This is a genomic window from Mycobacterium asiaticum (assembly GCF_001673365.1).
Taxonomy (GTDB): Bacteria; Actinomycetota; Actinomycetes; order Mycobacteriales; family Mycobacteriaceae; genus Mycobacterium; species Mycobacterium asiaticum_A.
The window spans coordinates 81,615-100,686 of the sequence record NZ_LZLS01000023.1 but is presented as its reverse complement, the minus strand read 5'-3'; the positions used below and the strand labels follow the sequence as shown (position 1 = coordinate 100,686).

Below are 19,072 nucleotides of genomic sequence, written 5' to 3'. Positions count from 1 at the left end.
CGCATGCCGCCGGACCCGCACCGCATCATCGTTTGGGGCACCGGCACTGTCGGCCGGGAACTGCTCACCACGATCCTCGACCACCGGCAAGACATGCGTCTCGTTGGCGCCCGGGTGTACTCCGGGGACAAGCACGGCGTTGACCTCGGCACCTTGGTCGGGCGGCATCCGATCGGTGTCAGCGCCACCACTGACGTCGAAGAGATATTGGCCGTCGAGGCAGACTGCGTGCTCTACACGCCACGCAACGCCGACCTCGATGACGTGTGCGCGCTGTTGGCCAGCGGCAAAAACGTTGCTACCACCGCGTTTCTGTTTCACCCGCCGCGCATCTCCTCCGCCGACCGGGACCGCGTCGCCGCCGCCTGCCAAACCGGCAACAGCTCTGTGCACGGCAGCGGCCTGAATCCGGGCAACTTGTCGGGCGTATTGCCGTTGGCGTTATCCGGTATGAGCCGAACCATCGACAAGATCGTCCTGCAAGAGCGGGCCGACTGGTCGGTGTATGAGAGCACGTCAATCACGTTCGAGAACATGGCATTTGGGCAGCCAGTCGACCAGATCAGCCCCGCCGCAAGCGATTTCCTGGCGTTCAACAGCGCACTGTTCGAGAATCAGGTGTGGTTCATCGCCGACGAGTTGGGCGCCGATATCGACGAGGTGGTGGCCGAGGTCGAGGCGGTACCGGCCAAGGCCGACCACCAGATTTTCGACCATGTGCTGCGCGCCGGAACCACCGCCGGCCAACGTTGGACATGGTCTGGGCGGCGCGCCGGGCAAACTCTTGTCGAGATCGAAGCCTTGTGGACGGTCGGCGGTGAATACCCGCAACATTGGCCGAAACCCGAGCATGGCTGGACGTTGAAGATCGAGGGCGACCCGTCGATGCGGATGCACTTTTTCGCACTGGCCAGTTTCAGCCGGGTGGCCAGCATGGCAGAACACGTCGGCTCGGCAAATGTGGCCACGGCGATGCAGGTCCTCAACGCGGTACCGGCGGTGTGCGCAGCGCCCGCCGGATTTGCGACCATGGCGTCGCTGCCACTGGTCCGCAGCCACACCGGGTTTCGACGAAGCTAGCGTCAGTCTTCGGTTTCGACGATTTCGACTTTCGCTTTCGCTCGACGGGAAACGGCCTTGGGAACAGAACCCAGGACTTTCCCGACCAGCGAGTTAGTGCCGACGCTGCCCACCACGATCAAGTCGGCGTTGACCTCGTCGGCAACTTCCAGCAGCGCATCCACTGGGGCGCCTTCGACCGCGCGCTCCTCGACGTCGGTGGCACCGGCCTCGCGGGCTCTGGACGCCGCGGTGCGCAGCATGTCGTAGACCGGGGCGTTGCCCTGAGTCCGATACTTCTCGTCACGCAGTTGATCGGGATCCGTTCCGTCGCGTTCTTCACCCAGGAACGCCGAAGCGACGACGAGCTTCGCCCCGGAGTCCGCGGCGATTGTCGCGGCGCGGTCGACAGCGCGAAAAGACGTGTCCGATCCATCGGTTCCGACTACTACGACGTTGTATTTGCTCACGAGACCTCCTCAAGGTGCCGTAATTAACTAGCCGCCAGCAGGGCAAACGAAACCAATCAGGGGCAATCAACCGCCATTGAGCGCGGCCAGGGTTGCGCGGGCGCCCGCATCCTGTGCCGTGGACGGCACTACCGCCACGCAGTCAGCACCTGCGTCGGTGTAGGCCTGCAGTTGCTTGGCGATTCGATAGGCGGAGCCCAGCGCGCAGACCTGATCGAGCAGCTCGACCGGAATAGCGGTGGCCAGTTCGCGCCGCGTCGCTCCGCTGCGGGCCCGCTGGACGAGATCGTCAAAACCCAACGCGCTGAACATCTCTCCGTATCCCGGCGGGGCGAGGTACACCCCGAGCTGCCCGGCCAGTTGAGTGTGCGCGGCGGCATCGGGGTTCAACGCGACGGGCACCCACACCGTGAGGCGGGGCGCGGGCCGGCCGCTGGCCGCACCGTCGATCGCGCTACGGACCTCGGCAACACGGGCGGGAGACGCGAGATTGAGCACTACCTCGTCGGCATGCTGTGCCGCCAGGTGGATCATGCCGGGTCCGAACGCCCCCAACGCAATTCGCGTTTCGGGGCTGGGGCTGCGCAGCCGAAAGCCATGGCTGCCGACGTACCGGCCGGTGTAGTTGGTCCGCGCACCATCCAGCATCGGCCGCAGGCACTCGATGGTCTCGCGCATCACCGTGAGGTGGTGGGTCCAGTGGCGGTTGTGCCACCCGGACACGATCGCCGGACTGGAGGCACCCAGCGCGAGATCGACTGGGTTGCCGGTGAGGGAGGCGACCGTGCTCACCCCCAGCGCCAGCGTCACGGGGCCGCGCACACCGACGGCGAGCGGACCGATCTTGAGCCTCAGTTGCGGTGCGCGCAAGCCGATCGCGGTCGCCAGCGCGAACGCATCATAGGTCGCCATCTCACCGATCCACAGTGCGCCGAAGCCGTTCTGCGACGCCGCCAGCGCGATCTCCATCGCCTCCTGATCGGGGCGGTCCAGCCAGAACGGCAGGACCACTTCCAGGTTCCTCACAACATCGCCGTATCGGCGGGCTGATCCAGCAACAGCCGACCTGGTAGCTCGCGCGATGCTTCGTTGACCTGGAAATGAGCGGTGGCGGTGAAGGCATCGCGAAACCGGCGCTGCAGCGGCGACGTATCGTAAATGGCTGTGCCACCGGCCAAGTCGTACATGGCGCGGACCACGTCGGCAGAAGTCCGGGCCGCGTGCGTGGCGGCCAGCCGCAGCCGGTTGCGCAGCGTCACCGGCACCGGGCCGGGCTCGTGACTGGCCTGCCAGGCCTGTTCGATCGCCTCGTAGTAGAGCGCGCGCGCCGCCTCCAGTGCCGACTCGGCGGTGGCCACCGCCGCCGCAGTGGCGGAGCGTTGCGCCAAGGTGCGCGTGGCACCGAGTCCCTTCTTGCCACCGGCGAGTTCGACGAGGTCGTCGATGGCGGCGCGCGCATTACCGAGTGCCGCTGCGGCGACCGACAGCGCAAAGAATCCAAACACCGGGAAGCGGTACAGCGGCCTGTCCACGCTGGGTCCGTCGAAAATCGAAAACACCCGGTCTGCCGGGACGAAGACGTCCTTTGCGACGGTGTCGTGACTGCCCGTGCCGCGCAAACCCAGGGTGTGCCAGTTGTCCAGCACCTGCAGGTCGTCCTTCTGCAGCGTGACGACGGAGGGAATGCTGCCGCCGTCGACGAAGCAGCCCGCAAACATCAAGTCCGCGTGGGTGATTCCGCTGCAGAACGGCCAGCGCCCGGAGACCAAGACACCGCCGTCCACGCTCTTGGCCACACCGCGTGGCGCCCACACCCCGGCCGCGACACCCTTTCCGCCGCCGAACATCTCGTTGCGGGCGCCCTCTGGGAGATAAGCGACGAGCAGGGCGCTGGTGACCGCGATGGATACGCACCAACCGGTTGCCGCGTCGCCGCGCGCCAGGGCCTCGGCGCACCGCAACGACGTGGCCGGCGATAGCTCGAGCGCGTCGACTTCGCGGGGCATGGTGGCGCGCAGCAGTCCAGCCTCGTTGAGGCGGGATACCAGCTCGGGTGGCAGCCTGCGTTCTCGATCGATCGCGGCCCACATATCGCGGGCGGTCAGCGCGAGCTTCTCGGCGAGGGTCTCGATCTCGGTGGCTACGTGACTCATCGACGGCTCCCGGTAGTCATGTGGTTCAATCACGTTACCACCTGCGGTTCACTCATTGAACCGGTACAGTGATTGAACTATGTCGGCTAACGATCTGTCCCACCGCTTCGAAGGTGAGTCCGTGGGCCGGGCGCTCGAACTGGTCGGCGAACGGTGGACGCTGCTCATCTTGCGCGAAGCCTTCTTTGGTGTGCAGCGTTTCGGGCAGCTGGCCCGCAACCTCAGCATTCCCCGGCCGACGCTGTCGTCCCGGCTGAGGATGCTTGTGGAAATGGGACTTCTTGAGCGGGTGCCTTATTCGCAGGATCCCGAGCGCCACGAGTACCGGCTCACCGAAGCCGGACACGAATTGTTCGGTGCGATAGTCGTTTTGATGCGCTGGGGTGACACGCACTTACCGCATCCGGGCGGTCCGCCAATCGTGTTGCGCCACACTTGCGGCGAGGTCGCCGAACCCAACCTGATCTGTGCCCACTGCGGCGAGGAGATCACCGCGCGAAACGTGACTCCCGAAGCGGGGCCGGGCTTTTCGCGCTGACGGCCGGCCGCGCCCCCCACGAGCCGAACCACACAGCTAAAACGACACCCCAAAACCGCAGCCGGGTTCGGCTCGCGGTCAAAGCGGGCGCGGCTAGGCTGCCGGGCACGCATCGGCGATCTGCAGCGACGCCGGCCACAACAGCGCCGTCACGCCGAACGCCGCAATGTCGGCACCTGCCGGCATCACCTTCATCAGTCGTGCCTCGATCCGCTCAACCTGGTTCTCGTGCACGGTCGCCCACACCAGACCGATGCATAGATACGGAATCGCCAGCCAGAACGCCACTTCGACCAGAGCGGAGATGCTGACCTGGCGATTGAGCAGTCGCCGGAGCCGGTCCATCGCAGCAATCTCTCAGATCAGCGGTCGCCGCCGTCGTACCCGGCGACGCACGTCGGCCAACAAAAGATGACTGCCGCCCTGGCGGATGAACGGCGGCAGAAAGCGATTGGCGAATGCTACTAGCAGGAAAAGCCATTCGAATCGTCGTTGCTTGGCATCACTCCAGGACACCCCGAGTGCTTCGCGGAAGACGGGTGCCAGAAAGCCGGCGGTCAAGAACTTCAGCAATCGGTGAAACGGCAGTCTCAGTACCGGATTGATCATCTGAAGATCGATCAGGTTGTGCAGATACCCGCCCACCACTTCGTCGATCCGCACGTGCTCACATGCGTCAATCCAATAGTCGTCGAACGCTTTTCGGGTCGGCGGCCATTGGTCTTCCCGCACCTGCAAGGTGGTGCCCAGCGGCCACGCCGAACGGTAGAACTGTTCGGCCTGCTCGTCGTTCATCGGCCCGCGCAGCAGTTGATAGGTGTCTTCCAAGCCGACGAACAGACAGGCGGCCACCCACATCTGCAGGTCGAGATCGAAGGCGTTGTAACGAACCGGGCTCTCGGCGGTGGACTTGACGTGCCGATGTGCGCCATCCACCGCCTCCCGGAACGCGTCGCGGTCCTGCTGCGAGCCGAACACCGCGACGGCCAGATATTGGAACGTGGTGCGGGCCCGTTTCCACGGATGCTTGAGCAGATTGCCGGAATCCACCTTCGATTCAACGACGCCGTGGCCGACCCCGGGCCGGGAGAGTTGCATGATCACATTCGCCGCTCCGGCCGCGAATGCCCAGAAGTCCATCGCCTCGCGGATATCGACCGGACGATCGCTCCAACGGGCAGTCTGCCGGGTAGCGCGAATACGTGTGTCGTCGATAGACAGTGGTTGGTGTCCAACGTCTCGGCCGTGCGAAACAGACATTAACCACCATCCTACGATCGGTGCGCCGATAACCCTCAACTACCTGGCTACCAGCTACTAGCCAGACTCTCATAGCTGAGTTGGCCAGGCAACTGCCTCAAGGAATCAGCATTAACATACTATGGTTTCGTCGCAGACCGGGACGCACTTGCGGTCACTTACCATGGGGGCAGAGATGCTGACCAAACTTCGCAACTTGCTCGACTACAAACTGACCGTCGCCGAACTGCTGGGCGTGGCGATCATTCTCGGTGTCCCGTATTTCATTGTGGGAGTTATCTGGTCGTCGACCCACACCGACCACTTGCAGCAGATGCAGGGCGCCGACATGGTCGTGTCGTATCTCGGCTCGATCGTCTCGTGGCCGGTCCTGCTGTTCTCCAACGTCTGTATGACCTGAGAACGGTTACTGCGGGTGGCTGGCGAGGTAGTCGGCGACGGGAATCCGTTCGGATGCCGCATACCCGACCGGCAGGAGCACGTCTCCGGACGTGGTCAGGTAGTAGACATCCCAGCGGTGGTAGCCGGCGAAGGCGGCTGGATCGGCGGCAATCACCCGGGCGTAGTCGTTGACCGCGGCGACGTAGTGGCTTGAGTGGTTGTAGCTGTAGATGGCGCCGTCGCGATTGCCGGCGAAGCCATTGGCCGCGAGCATGCGACCGGCCGCCATGATGCTGTCGCGCGGCGAGTGAATGTCGCCGCCCTGGCCATAGGGCGCGAACGTCGAGGGCAAAAACTGCATGGGGCCTTGCGCACCAGCGGTGCTAGTGCCGGAGATGCGACCGAAGTCCGTTTCGACCATGTTGATCGCGGCCAGGTAGTTCCAGCCGACGCCGCTTGCCGCCTCCGCGGCCTGGTAGTAACCGACGAGTTCGCTGAGCGGCGCGGGCTGTTCGATCCGCCACGCGGGTAGCGTCGATTTCACGTCTCCGCCGTTGAGGGCTACCAGGTGGTGACGCGCGTCGATGTTGAGGTCATAAATTCCGACCAGCGACGCCGGAATGACCGGTCGCACGATCGGTTCCCACTCGGGGTGTCGTCCGATTGCCCGGTAGGCCGCCTGCTCGCGAAGCGCCGCGGCCTGCAGCACGGCCTCCGACGATGATGGGTCGCGCAGCGCCAGCTCATCGGTGACCAGATCGCGGGCCAGCAGCGCGGGGTCGGCCGCCAACGCCGGCGCCGTGGGCAGTGGGTTGGCCGCCGCTGAGCCCTGGACCACCATTCCAAGGATCATCAGGACAGCGAAAATCGCTGCGCTGCAACGCATCGCACGATTCGCGAGCATTTTGTGGCGAGCATTCATAGTGACGACCTCGACGCTGGGGTGCGGCCGCCGTCGACGGCTCGCGCGGGTATTCCGCACTACATCTTGTCCGGTGAGGAACCGATTAACCAAGCCGCTGAGCTAAGCGGGAGCAATTCACCAGACGGGCGCCGGGTCCAACATCGCAACGTGGTCGTTTTGCCACTGATAGCGCACGGTGGTGGTCGGTCCGGGGCATGCCGTACAGACATCCCTGCCGTCCTTGTAGTCGAGGGCGACGGTGTCATCTGTCGTCTTGGCCGTATTCACCGTCGTAAACGCGTATGCCTTCAACGTCGCGACACCCACGTAGCTGCCCTTGTGGAACATCAGCGCAAGGTCCGGCGAACTGCCGGTGGCCCCGACCACGGTGATGATGACCGTCGACAGCGTCGCGCACGGGTTGTAGTTGCTGCTCGGGTCGAAACTGCGCACATTGTGATCCCATGCCGATCCCTGCGGCAGCGCCGGCACCGAGGTGAGCGCGGTTTCAATGGCCGGGGCGTTCAGGTTGACTCCACACGTGGGGTCGGCATGGGCCGGTGTTGGCAGCGGATTCAACACGCACAGCGCGGCGACTAACGCGGCCAGGACAACTACTCGCATCGAAACATGCCTCCCTGTTGGCTGCACTCAATGGTCGCGTTATGTCATCCCGGCTGGTAGGACTGCTGCGACATTGTGTCGAAGAAGTGACCTGGCGAGTGGCAAGAAGGCTACTTTGGTTGATTCGGCACTCCGGGGAACAACTGCTCGGTCGAACCGGACGTCACCCAACCGCCCAACTTCGTGATGAGGTGCGGCGCGAAGACCGCGCCGTACATAAGGTTCCCGATGATCACTACCGCGGCGACGGACAGCAGTGCTGACTGCAGGCCATTCTTCGCCTTCCTGTCCGACCACGCCTCGATCACATTGCGCCCCTGAGCATCAGTGCGGCCGAGCAGGTAGGTGAAGACCATCATCTGCACGCCCATCGCCAGGGAGTCATACACCGGGTACTGGTGCTTGGTGCCCTCGAAGACGGCGAGTCCGGGGATCACGTAGCCGTAGTAGAAGACGCCCAGCCGAGCGCCGATGAAGGCGTTGAAGAAGAAGGCCCAGCAGAAGCCCACCACCAGGCCGACGCTGAGCAGCGTGATCGGCCGGCGCCAGCCGAACCGGGCGCTCAGCCGTTGCCCGATCGCGGCACCGAGAACCGCCGGAATCGAGAAGTAGCCGATGTACCCCAGCGGTACCGACGACGGCAGCCCGCCCCAGGTCATGTTCAACGGCCACCACGACGGCATCCGGGGCAGCTCAGGCGGGAACTGCGCATACATCGCCCAGTCGTAGGGCGCTTCGATCCAGGAGAACGAGATTGCCGAGATGCACAGCAGCATGAGCGGGTGCAAGCGGCGGCGACGGATGCTGAGGTACACACCGACTGCCGCGAAGACGATGCCGCTCCCCCAGCCGAAGATGACCGCGCCCGTCAGCAGCGGGCTCAGACCGCTGCCCATCAGCCGCGGTCTTCCGGTGCGCCGCCGCGAGCTTCGGGGTCGAGATACAGGACGACGCCGAACACCAGCACGATCAATCCGAACAAGGTGCCGAGCATGATGACTGCACCCACAACAACTCCCCTCGCCATCGACCGATATTAATAGCGGACACTATTCTAAAGCGGAGGTCAAGGCCGACTATCGTAGATGGTCGTGCCTCAACGCTCTTCTACCAAGAAGCAGGCCTCATCCTCGGCGCCAGTGCGCCGGCCTCGGGGCGAGCCCCGCAGGCTCCTGCTCGATGCCGCGCGTGAGTTGTTCGCCCGCAAGGACTATCGCAGTACCACCACGCGGGAGATCGCGAAAGCCGCCGGTGTCACCGAATATCTGCTCTTCCGCAACTTCGGCTCCAAAGCCGGGCTTTTCCGCGAGGCACTCGTGGTGCCGTTCACCAGCTTCGTCGACGAATTCGGTCGCACCTGGCAGGGAGTTGTGCCCGAACAGACCGACGAAGACGAACTGGCCCGACTTTTCGTCGGGCAGCTCTACGACGTGCTCGTCGAAAATCGCGGTCTGCTACTGACGTTGGCGGCGTCCGAGGCATTCACCGAACAGGACATCGCCGACGCAGGCATCGCCGATATCCGGCGCGCGATCGCGGTGCTCGGCCGAATCAGTGCCGAAGGCATGCAATTACGCGGACTGCGCTCCGATCAGCCCGATCTACCGGCACACTCCACCGTCGCGATGATTGTCGGCATGGTGGCCCTGCGATCGACCTTCTTTGCAGACAAGCCGCCGTCGCGAGACGCGATCGTCGACGAGCTGGTACAGGCGAGCCTGCACGGCTTCCTGCATCGAAAGTGAGCCCGCTGACCCGCACCTGCGCTTATCAGCCGCGGTGACCCGTATAGACGTCACGCATGGTCGGCTTCGTCGCCTGTGCCAACGGAGTGGGCACGCCCAACACCATGCCAAGTTCGGCCGCGGCGTCGAGATCCTTATCAGCCAGCGCTGCAACGCGATCGGCGTAATCGGAGGGCACCGTGATGCCCGCCGCGCGTACATCGAGCAGACGCAAAGTTTGCCTGCCGTCTGAATCCGCTTCGCGCATAACCGAAAGCAGCGTCTGCAGCGAAACACCGTTGGCGGCAGCCAGATTCGCCGCCTCGTCCACGACCGCCCAGCACCCGTACTGAATCAGGTTGCGCGCGATCTTGGTTGTCATGCCCGATCCCACCGGTCCGCAGTGCACGACGGCCTTGGCGAAATCGTCGAGCACCGGGCGCGCTTGCGCGACCTGCTCTTCGGGCCCGCCGATCATCGCCACAATGCCATGCTCGGCCGCCTTGTCGCCGTTGGTGACACCGCAATCCAGCAGCGTGACGTCCGCTTCGCGACACAACGCATCGAGTTCGTGCAGCACCGTGATCGAAACCGTGGAAAGCAGCACCACGATCAATCCCGGCCGCGCCGCTTGCAGCAGTCCCCCCGACCCCGCCAGCACATCGCGTGCCTGCTCGGCGTTGATCACCGCGATCAGTACCACGTCAGAGTCCTGGGTAACGGCGGCAACCGAATCCAGCTGCGCTGGGACGCCTTCGAGGTTTGCTGCCGCATCCGGGCGCACGTCGAAAACGCTCGGAGCCCGCCCCCGTCGCGCCATGCTTATCGCGACGCCCCCACCGATTTCTCCCAAGCCGATCACTCCGGCGCGCAGTTCAGTCAATTCCCACTCCGATCCAAGGCGTCACCTATGCCAGTTAACGCTGCGGCCGTAGCAGCTCTGCAAATGCCCGCGCCGCCGACGTCACACCGGTGTCGTCGTCGGTGGCCACCAGGTCGAGCAGCAGCCCGCGCGTGACAGCCAGCCCCAGGCGCATCAGCGCCGGGTCGCCCGCGGCCTTGATCTCGGTTGCCCGCTGTTCCAGCATTGCCAGCCAGTCGTCGACCGCGCCTGGCACCATCCGGGCGAACGGCTCTTCGCCCTGGGCGCCACGGGAGTAGCACTCGAAGAACAGGCGCTCGAAGGGCCGCAACTCAGGCCGGCACAAGCTGGCCCACATCGCGGTGAAACCGGCGTCCGGCTCGGCAGGCAAGTCGGAGAGGATCCCCATCTGACGACGCTCGACCTCCGCCACGATCGTCAGCAACAACTCGTCGCGGGATGCGAAGTGGTGCAACAACATTCGGTGGCTGGTGCCGACGGCAGCGGCCAGGTCACGCAACGAACGATTCCCGATACCACCGGCAGCGACTTCGTCGATCAGCGCATCGAGTAGCTGCTGGCGGCGCTGGACGTCAGGCGTGCGGCCCAAGGGAGTGCCGCAGTTGCTCGCTGCGAGCCTTGAGGCCTTGGGCTTCCATCTCCAGGTAGCGACGGGTGGTGCGACGCATCAGTCGACCGACGAGCCCGCCCACCGGGCCCCGCTGGTCGAGTTCCTGGCGCACCAACGTCCGACCGTCGTCGATCGGCGTCAGGACGTGCAGCGCCGACGTCGTCCCGCCCGGGGAACACTGCGCCCAGGTCCACGACACCCCGGGCACGAGATCGGTGACCTCCCACACCAGCTTCGGCAGCTTGGGTTGCTTGATCGCAAAGCGCTTGCCGACCGCGATGCCCGGTCCGTCGAGGGCGACCAGCGCGGTGACCGATGCGGTCCATTCGGGCCAGCACTCGACATCGGTGAACACGTCCCAGACCAGAGACGCCGGAGCGGCGATCTCGATACTGCTCTCGGTAATCATGTACCAGATGGTACATCAATTGGCCGGTTCGTCTCCAGCCCTATTTGGTGTTGGACACCGTCGGCGGCGCCCATAGGCTTCGGCACATGGACTTCGAGTTGAACCGCAAAGATCTACACCAGACCAGATTCCTATCCGGTGATTCGCCCGCACCGGCGGACGGCCAGGCGCTGCTGCGCGTCGAATCGTTCGGACTGACGTCGAACAACATCACCTACGCCGTGTTCGGCGAAGCGATGAAGTACTGGGATTTCTTCCCGGCGTCCGACCCGGACTGGGGGAAGCTGAACGTCTGGGGTTACGCCCACGTGGAGGAATCGCGGCACCCCGATCTGGCGCAAGGCCTGCGCGTCTACGGTTACCTGCCGTGCGCCAGTCATCTGTTGGTCGTACCCGATCGCATAAACGAGAAAGGGTTCATCGACGCCGCCCCGCACCGGGTGTCGTTGCCATCGGCCTATCAGGGCTACCGCGACGTCACCACCGATCCCGTCTACTCGGCCGACCGCGAGGCCGAGCACATCTTGTTCTTCCCGCTGTTCTTCACGTCCTTCCTCATCGACGACTTCGTGGCCGACGAGAACTTCTTCGGCGCGGACACCATCGTGATCTCCAGCGCCTCGTCGAAAACGGCGATCATCGCGGCCTACCTGCTCGCCAAGCGGGAGGGCATCGAGGTAGTGGGCCTCACCTCGGGCGGAAACCGTGACTTCGTTGCGGGATTGGACGTCTACGACTCAGTTGTCCTGTACGACAACGTCTCTGAACTGCCGGGCGATCGAGTCGTGTACATCGACATCTCCGGCGACAGCGCGGTCCGGACCGATGTCCACACCCACTACGGCGAGCGCCTGGCGCATAGCTCCGCGGTCGGCATGACCCACTGGACCCGAATGGCGCAAGGTAGCAGTGAACTCGCAGGCCCAAAGCCCGTCTTCTTCTTCGCGCCAGACCGTATCAAGAAGCGCGGCGCTGATTGGGGCACCGCAAGACTCGACCAGAACGTCGCCGACGCTTGGACACCGTTCGCCGAGTGGGCATCGAACTGGCTTCGCGTGGAACGTATTTCAAGCGAGGATCAGATCCAGCGGGCATATCTTGAGTTACTCGACGGCAACCTCGACCCGGCGGCCGGCACCATCGTTGATCTTTAGCCGCGGGGACTGACGCCGACAATCTTTTCAGGCATGCTGAGTCGATGTTCGACGCACTCGACCACGTGATTCTCGCAGTGCGCGATCTTGACGATGCCACGCGCCGCTATGCCACGCTGCTGTCCCGGCGCCCGTCGTGGCGCGGGGAACATCCGGGCTGGGGCACGGCGAACGCATTGTTCCGGCTCGACAACACTTACCTCGAACTGATTACCCCGCAGGGTGACGGACCACTCGGCCACACGGTCGCAGCGCATTTGGAGCAACGGGGCGAGGGCGCGATCGGGCTTGCGTTCGCCACCACCGATATCGACGCCGCGCACGCTCAGCTCGCCGCGAACGGCCTTCAACCGCCGCCCGTTTCACCCGGCCTCGGCCGCGACACCGGCTCGGGACTTACCCGGCAGTGGCGCAGCGTGCTGCTGCCGGAGACCCGCACGCGCGGTGTGCTGGTCATCGCGATCGAGCACGAGTCCCCGGACAGGCTGCCTGCTGCCACGCCGCTGGGTGCCGGGGAGGCGATTGTCACGGGGATCGACCACGCGGTGGTGCGCACGCCCGCTGCCGATGCCGCAATTGCGTTCTACCGCGACGGGCTCGGCCTGCGGCTCGCGCTTGACCGCAGCTTTCCGGACTGGGGCATGCGGTTGGTGTTCCTGCGCGTGGGTGGAGTCACGGTGGAACTTGCACAGCCGCTGCACGAGTCGCAAGCACCGGGTCAGACCGACCAGGTGTGGGGCTTATCTTGGCGCGTCCCCAACGCCGACGCCGCGCGGGCGCGGCTCGCGGACGCGGGTCTCGATGTCTCCGAGGTACGCGCGGGACGCAAGCCCGGCACTCGCGTCGTGAGCGTCAAGGACGGTACGTGCGGTGTACCGACGCTGCTGATCGAGCCGGCTGGCGGGCGCACCTGATTGCAAGATACGTACGACATATTGCGTAGTTTGTTGCATGCATCTAGAGTTTTCGCCTATGGCGATTCTCGGCCCGCTAGACATCACGGGGGTCGACTTCGCGTTCGACGATCAGCCCGACCTGCACGCCACGCTTGCTCGCCTGCGTAAACGCCGACCATTCGCGATCGTGCCGTTCGCCGGAACCAGCGCCGTGCTGTTGCTCACCGATGAGCTGGTCCGCGCTGCGTTCCGGGACGAGGCGACGTTTCCGGCGGCACCCGTCTACGCGATGACCACCCAGCCCGTGTTCGGCAACACCGTGTTGAACATGTCGGGCGCGCAACACCGCGCCAGTCGAACCCTCGTGTCCGCGCCGCTGCGACGCGGGCGAGTGCAGGCCTACGTGGATCCGGTTATCACACCCGTTGTCAACGAGCTCATCGACCGGTTCGCGCACCGCGGGTCCGCGGAGTTGGTCACCGAGTTCACCCACCGTGTCTCGCTGTTGACCATCAGCCGGCTGCTTGGCATCCCCACCGACGACGAGGCGCGAATCCAGCAGTGGGCCAAGGCAATGATCGAATACGCCTTCGATCCCCAGCCCGCGATCGACAGCGCCGCGGAGTTCACCGCCTACGTCGCCCCGCTGCTAGCGGAGCGTCGCCGCAGTCCCGGCGGCGATATCATCTCCCTGCTCACCGCCGAAAGGACCGAGGACGGTGAGTATCTCGACGACGAAGCCATTCTTACCTTCCTGCGCATGCTTTTTCCGCTTGGCGCCGACACCACCACCTACGCGCTCGGCAACGTTCTGTCGGCCTTGCTGAACCACCCCGACCAACTCGATCTGCTGCGGTCGGATCCGGAAACCTATCTGCAGCCGGCTATTTGGGAAGCGTTGCGGTGGGAGCCCGCGGTGGGTCTGCTGCCGCGGGTCTGTCCGGTACAGACCACGTGGCATGGAATCGAAATTCCCGCGCTGACCCCAATGATCTTCGCCATCAACGCCGCTCACCGCGATCCGGCCGTATACCAACGGCCCGACGACTTCGATATCACCCGCAACGTGATGCCGCCCGTTTCCTTCGGCCAGGGACCGCACAGTTGCATCGGCAACTGGCTCGCCAATACCGAAGTGCTGGTGGCACTTCGGACGCTTCTGGACCGCCTGCCCGGCCTTGCGCTCGACCCAGACCATGCTGAATCCTCGGCGATCACCAGCCAGGTCGGCACGACACTTCGCGGACCAAGCGCGCTGCACGTGACCTTCGAGGCGAGCGGGCGAGCATGACGCAGCGCAAGTTGCGACTCTCCGAACGCCCCACCCGGCCGACACCCTGGGGCGATCGACCTCCCGTCGACGACGACGAGGCCAGGTCGCGCCTGCTCGACGCAGCCGAAATTTGCTACGAGCGACGCGGTGTCGGACGCACGACGGTCGACGACATCGCGAAAGAGGCTGCCGTGCACCGTACTACGGTCTACCGCTATTTCGGCACCCGCGACGACGTTTTGGCCTTCGTCATGCTCCGCGAAACCGAGGGGGTGATCGCGGTCGCCGAGTCGGCACTCGAACGTGAGGGGCCATTTGGCGAGCGGCTGCTGGATTCACTGGACGGCGCGCTGAGCATCGTGGAGGAGTCTCGCTGGTTGAGCATCCTGTTCTCAGCGGAGAGCCTGACCATGGCGGTGTCGGCGTCGGCGTCCGGGGCCTTTCGGGATCGCATCCGCGACGTCCTCCGTCCACATGTCCAAGCCGCCAAGCTCAGCGGCGAATTGCGCACGGAACTCGACCCGGATGCGACAGCGGATTGGTTGGTGCGGGTGGCCCAAATGCTTTTAATGGAACGCGCCGCAGGACTGCGCGAGCAAACCCCGGACCGCCGGAAAGTGTTCCGCGACTTCGTCATTCCCGGCCTGCTCAACCCGGATGGTGGCTTATGAAGCGCCCAGTGGCCACAGTGGTGCATGCGCTTGTGGCGATTGCGGTCTTGGTGCAGTGCACCGCCAAGGTGCCACCGCAGGCGGCCCCATCCGCACCTCCGGCGACCCCGTACTCCTCGAAGACTGCCACCGCGCCGTCGACCCCGACGCCCACCGCACCGCCGTCACCTGCTGCTGCAACGGTGCAGCCCGTCACTGCCGCCGAACTCGGCACCACATGGCGAGCAGGGTGCCCCGTCGAGCCGGCACAGTTGCGCCGGGTCGAGGTCAACTACCTGGGTTTTGACGGCCTGACCCACCGCGGCCAGTTGGTCGTGCATGAGGACCTGGCGGCGGACGTCGTCGCCATCTTCGAGCAGCTCTACCAGCAGGGCTATCCCGTCGACAAGATGCGGACGGTCGACCAGTACCCGGATGCCGACGACGAATTGTCCATGGAGGACAACAACACTTCGGCGTTCAACTGCCGACTCATTCCCGGGACCGACGAATGGTCGCCGCATGCCTACGGTCGGGCCATCGACCTCAATCCCCTGATCAATCCGTGTCTTTACGTCAGCGGGTATTTCGAGCCGCGTAACGCGGCCGCGTACCTGGACCGGACCCGCACCGACCCCGGACTAATACACGGTGGTGACCCTGCCGAACGCGTCTTCACAGATCGTGGCTGGCAATGGGGTGGCTACTGGCGGACTCCCGACTACCAACACTTCGAACGCTCCTAGAGACCCAACGCGCGGGCCGTCGCCGTCGCGACCTCGCCGCGCAGCATCGACATCGGTGGACTGCCCCGGGTGTGGATGGAGTTCGACAGCAGCACTATGTAAGTGTTCGAGGCGGGATCTATCCAGATCGATGTTCCGGTGAAGCCGGTGTGGCCGAAGCTGCCGATCGGAAAGACCATGCCCCGCGGCCCGGAAAGGGGTGTATCGATGTCCCAGCCGAAGCCGCGCAGGTTCTGCATTGGGATAGCCGGGTAGCGAGGAGCCATCAGAGGATTCCAGGTGTTCATTTTGCGCGCAATGGCTTCGCGGGTGGCATTGTTCGCCGCGCTCACTTGCGCAGCGTTGTGCCCGGGCTGCTGCGGGCTGGTCATCAACTCCAAAGTGGTTTGCGCCAAAGGGAACTGGCTGGGGCGTCCGGCGAGCCGGTCGAGCAGCGCCTGGGCAAAGATCCCGACGTCACTTGTCGTCGAAAACACCCCGGCATGCCCGGCAACTCCCCCCATTCGTCGGGCTGTCATGTCATGCACACTGCCGCGCAGCAGATGATTGAAGTCGGGATTCTTGCTCGGCTCCCCGCTGTTCTCCTCGTCACGTGCAGTCGGTGCGATGCGCGACAGAACGTCGGTGCTCCAGGTACCCGGCGGACACGTGACCCGCGCACTGCCGTTGAGCGAAGGAGCCCACCCGATCGCCGATCCGTTGATCGTATGCGGCCCACAGGCTTTCGCCAGCGGAAGGTAGCGGGTGTCTGCCATGCCGAGCGGATCGAATACGTGTTGCTGCACATAAACGTCCAACGGCTCACTGGTGAGCCTCTCGACCAGCACGCCGAGCACGATGAAGTTGATGTCGGAATAGCGGAACATCTCACCCGGGCCCGATTCCAACGGCGTCGTGAGCGCACGACGAATGCCTTGGGCTCGGTCAACACCGCTCAGTCCCCACGGATCTTTGAGTTCGACGTCGCCCGTCTCACCAGAAGTGTGGGTTAGCAACATCCGAACGGTGACGTTCGCGCGGCGAGGGTCGTTGCCGATGTTGAAGTCGGGCAGATAGTGCTGCACCGGACTGTCGAATTCGACCTTGCCCTGCTCGTAGAGCTGCATGACCACGGTGGTCGTTGCCAGGATTTTCGTCAACGAGGCCAGATCGAAAATGGTGTCTATGGTCATCGGCTCCGCGGGGGCGGGCGATCCATTCAGGGCAGGTTCGCTCGCCAGTCTGCGCACGCCGTAGGCGTGGTGAAAAGCAATTTTGCCGTCGTGCCCCACCAGCAACACAGCGCCTGGCAGCTTCTCAGCCGCGATCGCGTCGTTGATCAGTTTGGAGACGGTGGTGAAATCAGTGGTCGAGACCTCGACTGGTGAGGACACCGTCGGCGTCGTCGCGGTAGTTGCCGGCGCGCTCTGCGTCACGGCGAGCGGTGCCGACGAGCCACGCGAGCAGGCCGGCAATAAGGCCAGCACGACAACAAGAGCGGCGATAGCCTGACGCATCGACTCACCCCCTTGGTCGTCCCGCCACGATGCTGGGTGCGTCGGCACGCCTTGTCAACCCGCGATGACGCCACAGTGACGCGGGCACGGCTTAAGGTGTGGTCAGAAGCACGAGCACGGGCGCGCACCAATGCAGAGCAACGATGATTCCGTCACCACGCTAGAGGACCTCAAGAGCGATCTGGCGCATCGATACAGGCGGACACCAACCGGTGGCAACACTGTCGACAGCCCGATCGTCGACGCCGACATGGCGGCACTGGACCGCGACGGCTATGTGATCTGGGAGAACCTGCTCAGCGCCGAGCAGTGCCAGGAGATCCGTGCGGTCGTGGGGCCGTGGTTGGGGCACACCGGGCGCAATTCCTTCGAGGGCCGGCACACTCAGCGCATCTACAGCGTGCTGAGCAGGACGCGCGTCTGCGACCGGCTGGTCGACAATCCGCGGGTGCTGGCGGTGCTGGATCGTTTGCTGATGCCCAACTATCTGCTATCGGCGTTGCAAGCCATCAACATTCAACCCGGCGAGACCGCGCAATTGCCGCACCACGACGACGGCTTCTACCCCATCCCACGGCCACGCGATCCACTTGCGGCGGCGACTATCTGGGCCATCGACGACTTCACCGCCGATAACGGCGCCACGGTCCTCATGCCCGGCAGTCACCGCTGGGGGCGCCGGCCGCCGGGCCCCGACGATCGCGCGGTGCCTGTGGTGATGCCGGCCGGGTCGTGCGTATTTTTCGTGGGCACCCTCTGGCACGGCGGCGGCGCTAACACCACCAGCCGCGACCGCCTGGCCGTCACCGCCCAGTATTGCCAGCCGTGGCTGCGGCCGATGGAGGCTTTCACCTTGTCGATATCGCGTGACATCGCCCGAACGGTCTCCGACGACATTCGCCGCATGCTCGGCTACAGCATCCATCCGCCGTTTGTGGGCGCGGTCGACGGCCTTCACCCGTTGCGGCTGCTGGACAGCGATCAGGATCGCTAGGTTGGTCGTTGCGCACCGGCGCTCCCCTGTTCGTTCATCACGTTGATCGCGTTGCTTGCGACGCGCAGCACCTCGGGCGTCCGGGACCCAACCAGGTCGGCGAGGATGTCGACGTCTTTGGTCAGCAGCGCGCCCGCAAGCTGCGCCATCCGCGAAAGGTCGTGCCCCCGGCGGCCGATCACCTCAGCCGCGTAGCTACGGGCGCTCCCATTCGACAGAGCTGTGGTGAGTGCGTCCTTGTCGACGCCGAGCTCATCGGCAATGGAAAACGTGCTGGCGGCCAGTCCGAGGTGTGCGCTGAACAGCGCGTTGTTGAGCAGCTTCGCGGTCTGTCCGGCTCCCAGATCACCAAGGTGGACAAGCGGATTCGCGAACGTGTCGAGGACCGGCCGGCACCGGTTCACCACGTCCTGGTTGCCGCCGACCATAACCAACAGCGTCTTCGCCGCCGCCCGGCGTCCCCCTCCAGAGACGGGAGCGTCGATGAAATGCAACCCCGGGAAATCGCTTTGCAGCCGGCGACAGGTATCGGGATGAATGGTGCTGTGAATCACGACGATTCCGTCCGGTTGCATTCCGGCCAGGGCACCGTCATCGCCGCGCAGCACCTCCTCGACGTCCGCGTCACCAACCACGCACAGGCACAACACATCCGAGGCGGCACCGAGGGCTCGGCGATCCGCGGCGTAGGCGGCGCCGGTACCGTCGTACTGCTGGAGCGATTCGGGCCGGCGGGCCCACAGCGTCGTCGGGAATCCGTGCTCAATGATTTTGCGGGCCATCGGGCCGCCCTGAGATCCGAGGCCCACGAACCCAACTCGCAACCCGGTCACGTCTGTGCCTCGATT

24 protein-coding genes are annotated in these 19,072 nt (G+C 64.7%); 10 read left to right on the top strand and 14 right to left on the bottom strand.

Going from position 1 to position 19,072, the window contains the following annotated elements; translation table 11 throughout:
- The first annotated feature begins 3 nt into the window (after positions 1-3).
- A complete protein-coding gene (locus A5634_RS02795) occupies positions 4-1,080 on the top strand; it encodes an NAD(P)H-dependent amine dehydrogenase family protein (protein WP_065142553.1) in 1,077 nt (358 codons plus the stop codon).
- 2 nt (positions 1,081-1,082) lie between these two features.
- Here the strand turns inward: A5634_RS02795 and A5634_RS02790 are convergent, their stop codons facing one another.
- The 3 genes from A5634_RS02790 to A5634_RS02780 form a co-directional block, all read right to left on the bottom strand.
- Positions 1,083-1,529: a universal stress protein gene (locus A5634_RS02790; protein WP_065142552.1), complete on the bottom strand. Its 447-nt coding sequence runs from the start codon at positions 1,527-1,529 to the stop codon at positions 1,083-1,085.
- Between the two features lie 66 nt (positions 1,530-1,595).
- Complete coding sequence (locus A5634_RS02785; RefSeq protein ID WP_065142551.1) at positions 1,596-2,555, bottom strand: LLM class F420-dependent oxidoreductase; 960 nt, start codon at positions 2,553-2,555, stop codon at positions 1,596-1,598.
- Positions 2,552-3,682: an acyl-CoA dehydrogenase family protein gene (locus A5634_RS02780; protein WP_065142550.1), complete on the bottom strand. Its 1,131-nt coding sequence runs from the start codon at positions 3,680-3,682 to the stop codon at positions 2,552-2,554. Before A5634_RS02780 ends, A5634_RS02785 begins: the two co-directional genes overlap by 4 nt.
- Before the next feature lie 79 nt (positions 3,683-3,761).
- Here A5634_RS02780 and A5634_RS02775 point away from each other — a divergent pair, with 79 nt between their 5' ends.
- Positions 3,762-4,220, top strand: coding sequence for a winged helix-turn-helix transcriptional regulator (locus tag A5634_RS02775; RefSeq protein ID WP_065142549.1), 459 nt, complete (start codon positions 3,762-3,764; stop codon positions 4,218-4,220).
- A 93-nt stretch (positions 4,221-4,313) separates the two neighbouring features.
- On the opposite strand, the gene A5634_RS02770 is transcribed toward A5634_RS02775, so the two are convergent.
- Together A5634_RS02770 and A5634_RS02765 are read right to left on the bottom strand one after the other, a co-directional pair.
- Positions 4,314-4,565, bottom strand: a complete 252-nt coding sequence (locus A5634_RS02770; protein ID WP_065142548.1) for a hypothetical protein — start codon at positions 4,563-4,565, stop codon at positions 4,314-4,316.
- A 12-nt stretch (positions 4,566-4,577) separates the two neighbouring features.
- Complete coding sequence (locus tag A5634_RS02765; RefSeq protein WP_172831595.1) at positions 4,578-5,480, bottom strand: oxygenase MpaB family protein; 903 nt, start codon at positions 5,478-5,480, stop codon at positions 4,578-4,580.
- A 175-nt stretch (positions 5,481-5,655) separates the two neighbouring features.
- On the opposite strand from A5634_RS02765, the gene A5634_RS02760 reads away from it, so the two are divergent.
- The gene (locus A5634_RS02760; protein WP_065142599.1) at positions 5,656-5,880 is read left to right on the top strand and encodes a hypothetical protein; all 225 of its coding nucleotides are present in this window, start codon (positions 5,656-5,658) and stop codon (positions 5,878-5,880) included.
- A 6-nt stretch (positions 5,881-5,886) separates the two neighbouring features.
- Here the strand turns inward: A5634_RS02760 and A5634_RS02755 are convergent, their stop codons facing one another.
- From A5634_RS02755 to A5634_RS29810, 4 genes are all read right to left on the bottom strand, one after another.
- Entirely contained in the window at positions 5,887-6,714 is an 828-nt protein-coding gene (locus tag A5634_RS02755; RefSeq protein WP_065142598.1) for a lytic transglycosylase domain-containing protein, read from the bottom strand.
- A gap of 186 nt (positions 6,715-6,900) precedes the next feature.
- Positions 6,901-7,389 carry an LppP/LprE family lipoprotein gene (locus tag A5634_RS02750; RefSeq protein ID WP_065142547.1) on the bottom strand — a complete coding sequence of 163 codons (489 nt, stop codon included), beginning with the start codon at positions 7,387-7,389 and terminating at the stop codon, positions 6,901-6,903.
- Positions 7,390-7,499: 110 nt separating this feature from the next.
- Positions 7,500-8,285, bottom strand: a complete 786-nt coding sequence (locus tag A5634_RS02745; RefSeq protein ID WP_065142546.1) for a spirocyclase AveC family protein — start codon at positions 8,283-8,285, stop codon at positions 7,500-7,502.
- Positions 8,285-8,416 (bottom strand): hypothetical protein, encoded by a 132-nt coding sequence (locus A5634_RS29810; protein WP_301337095.1) that lies wholly within the window; start codon positions 8,414-8,416, stop codon positions 8,285-8,287. Before A5634_RS29810 ends, A5634_RS02745 begins: the two co-directional genes overlap by 1 nt.
- A gap of 64 nt (positions 8,417-8,480) precedes the next feature.
- On the opposite strand from A5634_RS29810, the gene A5634_RS02740 reads away from it, so the two are divergent.
- Entirely contained in the window at positions 8,481-9,134 is a 654-nt protein-coding gene (locus tag A5634_RS02740; protein ID WP_065142597.1) for a TetR/AcrR family transcriptional regulator, read from the top strand.
- 25 nt (positions 9,135-9,159) lie between these two features.
- Here the strand turns inward: A5634_RS02740 and A5634_RS02735 are convergent, their stop codons facing one another.
- From A5634_RS02735 to A5634_RS02725, 3 genes are read right to left on the bottom strand one after another with little or no spacing between them, the layout of a single operon-like run.
- The gene (locus A5634_RS02735; RefSeq protein ID WP_081290148.1) at positions 9,160-9,996 is read right to left on the bottom strand and encodes an NAD(P)-dependent oxidoreductase; all 837 of its coding nucleotides are present in this window, start codon (positions 9,994-9,996) and stop codon (positions 9,160-9,162) included.
- Between the two features lie 34 nt (positions 9,997-10,030).
- Complete coding sequence (locus tag A5634_RS02730) at positions 10,031-10,585, bottom strand: TetR/AcrR family transcriptional regulator (protein ID WP_065142545.1); 555 nt, start codon at positions 10,583-10,585, stop codon at positions 10,031-10,033.
- Entirely contained in the window at positions 10,569-11,015 is a 447-nt protein-coding gene (locus A5634_RS02725; protein WP_065142544.1) for an SRPBCC family protein, read from the bottom strand. Before A5634_RS02725 ends, A5634_RS02730 begins: the two co-directional genes overlap by 17 nt.
- Positions 11,016-11,101: 86 nt before the next feature.
- On the opposite strand from A5634_RS02725, the gene A5634_RS02720 reads away from it, so the two are divergent.
- The 5 genes from A5634_RS02720 to A5634_RS02700 are packed head-to-tail and all read left to right on the top strand — an operon-like array spanning position 11,102 to position 15,734.
- Positions 11,102-12,169, top strand: coding sequence for a DUF2855 family protein (locus tag A5634_RS02720; RefSeq protein WP_065142543.1), 1,068 nt, complete (start codon positions 11,102-11,104; stop codon positions 12,167-12,169).
- Between the two features lie 44 nt (positions 12,170-12,213).
- On the top strand, positions 12,214-13,083 hold the full coding sequence (locus tag A5634_RS02715; protein WP_065142542.1) for a VOC family protein: 870 nt from the start codon (positions 12,214-12,216) through the stop codon (positions 13,081-13,083).
- A gap of 58 nt (positions 13,084-13,141) precedes the next feature.
- On the top strand, positions 13,142-14,356 hold the full coding sequence (locus A5634_RS02710) for a cytochrome P450 (protein ID WP_065142541.1): 1,215 nt from the start codon (positions 13,142-13,144) through the stop codon (positions 14,354-14,356).
- Positions 14,353-15,009, top strand: coding sequence for a TetR/AcrR family transcriptional regulator (locus A5634_RS02705; RefSeq protein ID WP_065142540.1), 657 nt, complete (start codon positions 14,353-14,355; stop codon positions 15,007-15,009). Before A5634_RS02710 ends, A5634_RS02705 begins: the two co-directional genes overlap by 4 nt.
- Positions 15,006-15,734 carry a M15 family metallopeptidase gene (locus A5634_RS02700; RefSeq protein ID WP_065142539.1) on the top strand — a complete coding sequence of 243 codons (729 nt, stop codon included), beginning with the start codon at positions 15,006-15,008 and terminating at the stop codon, positions 15,732-15,734. Before A5634_RS02705 ends, A5634_RS02700 begins: the two co-directional genes overlap by 4 nt.
- Here the strand turns inward: A5634_RS02700 and A5634_RS02695 are convergent.
- The gene (locus tag A5634_RS02695) at positions 15,731-17,230 is read right to left on the bottom strand and encodes a serine hydrolase domain-containing protein (RefSeq protein ID WP_065142538.1); all 1,500 of its coding nucleotides are present in this window, start codon (positions 17,228-17,230) and stop codon (positions 15,731-15,733) included. The two genes, A5634_RS02700 and A5634_RS02695, sit on opposite strands and share 4 nt — an antisense overlap.
- Before the next feature lie 130 nt (positions 17,231-17,360).
- On the opposite strand from A5634_RS02695, the gene A5634_RS02690 reads away from it, so the two are divergent.
- Positions 17,361-18,224 (top strand): phytanoyl-CoA dioxygenase family protein, encoded by an 864-nt coding sequence (locus A5634_RS02690; RefSeq protein WP_065142537.1) that lies wholly within the window; start codon positions 17,361-17,363, stop codon positions 18,222-18,224.
- Here the strand turns inward: A5634_RS02690 and A5634_RS02685 are convergent.
- Positions 18,221-19,048: an NAD(P)-dependent oxidoreductase gene (locus A5634_RS02685; protein WP_065142595.1), complete on the bottom strand. Its 828-nt coding sequence runs from the start codon at positions 19,046-19,048 to the stop codon at positions 18,221-18,223. The genes A5634_RS02690 and A5634_RS02685 overlap by 4 nt on opposite strands.
- Between the last annotated feature and the right edge of the window lie 24 nt (positions 19,049-19,072).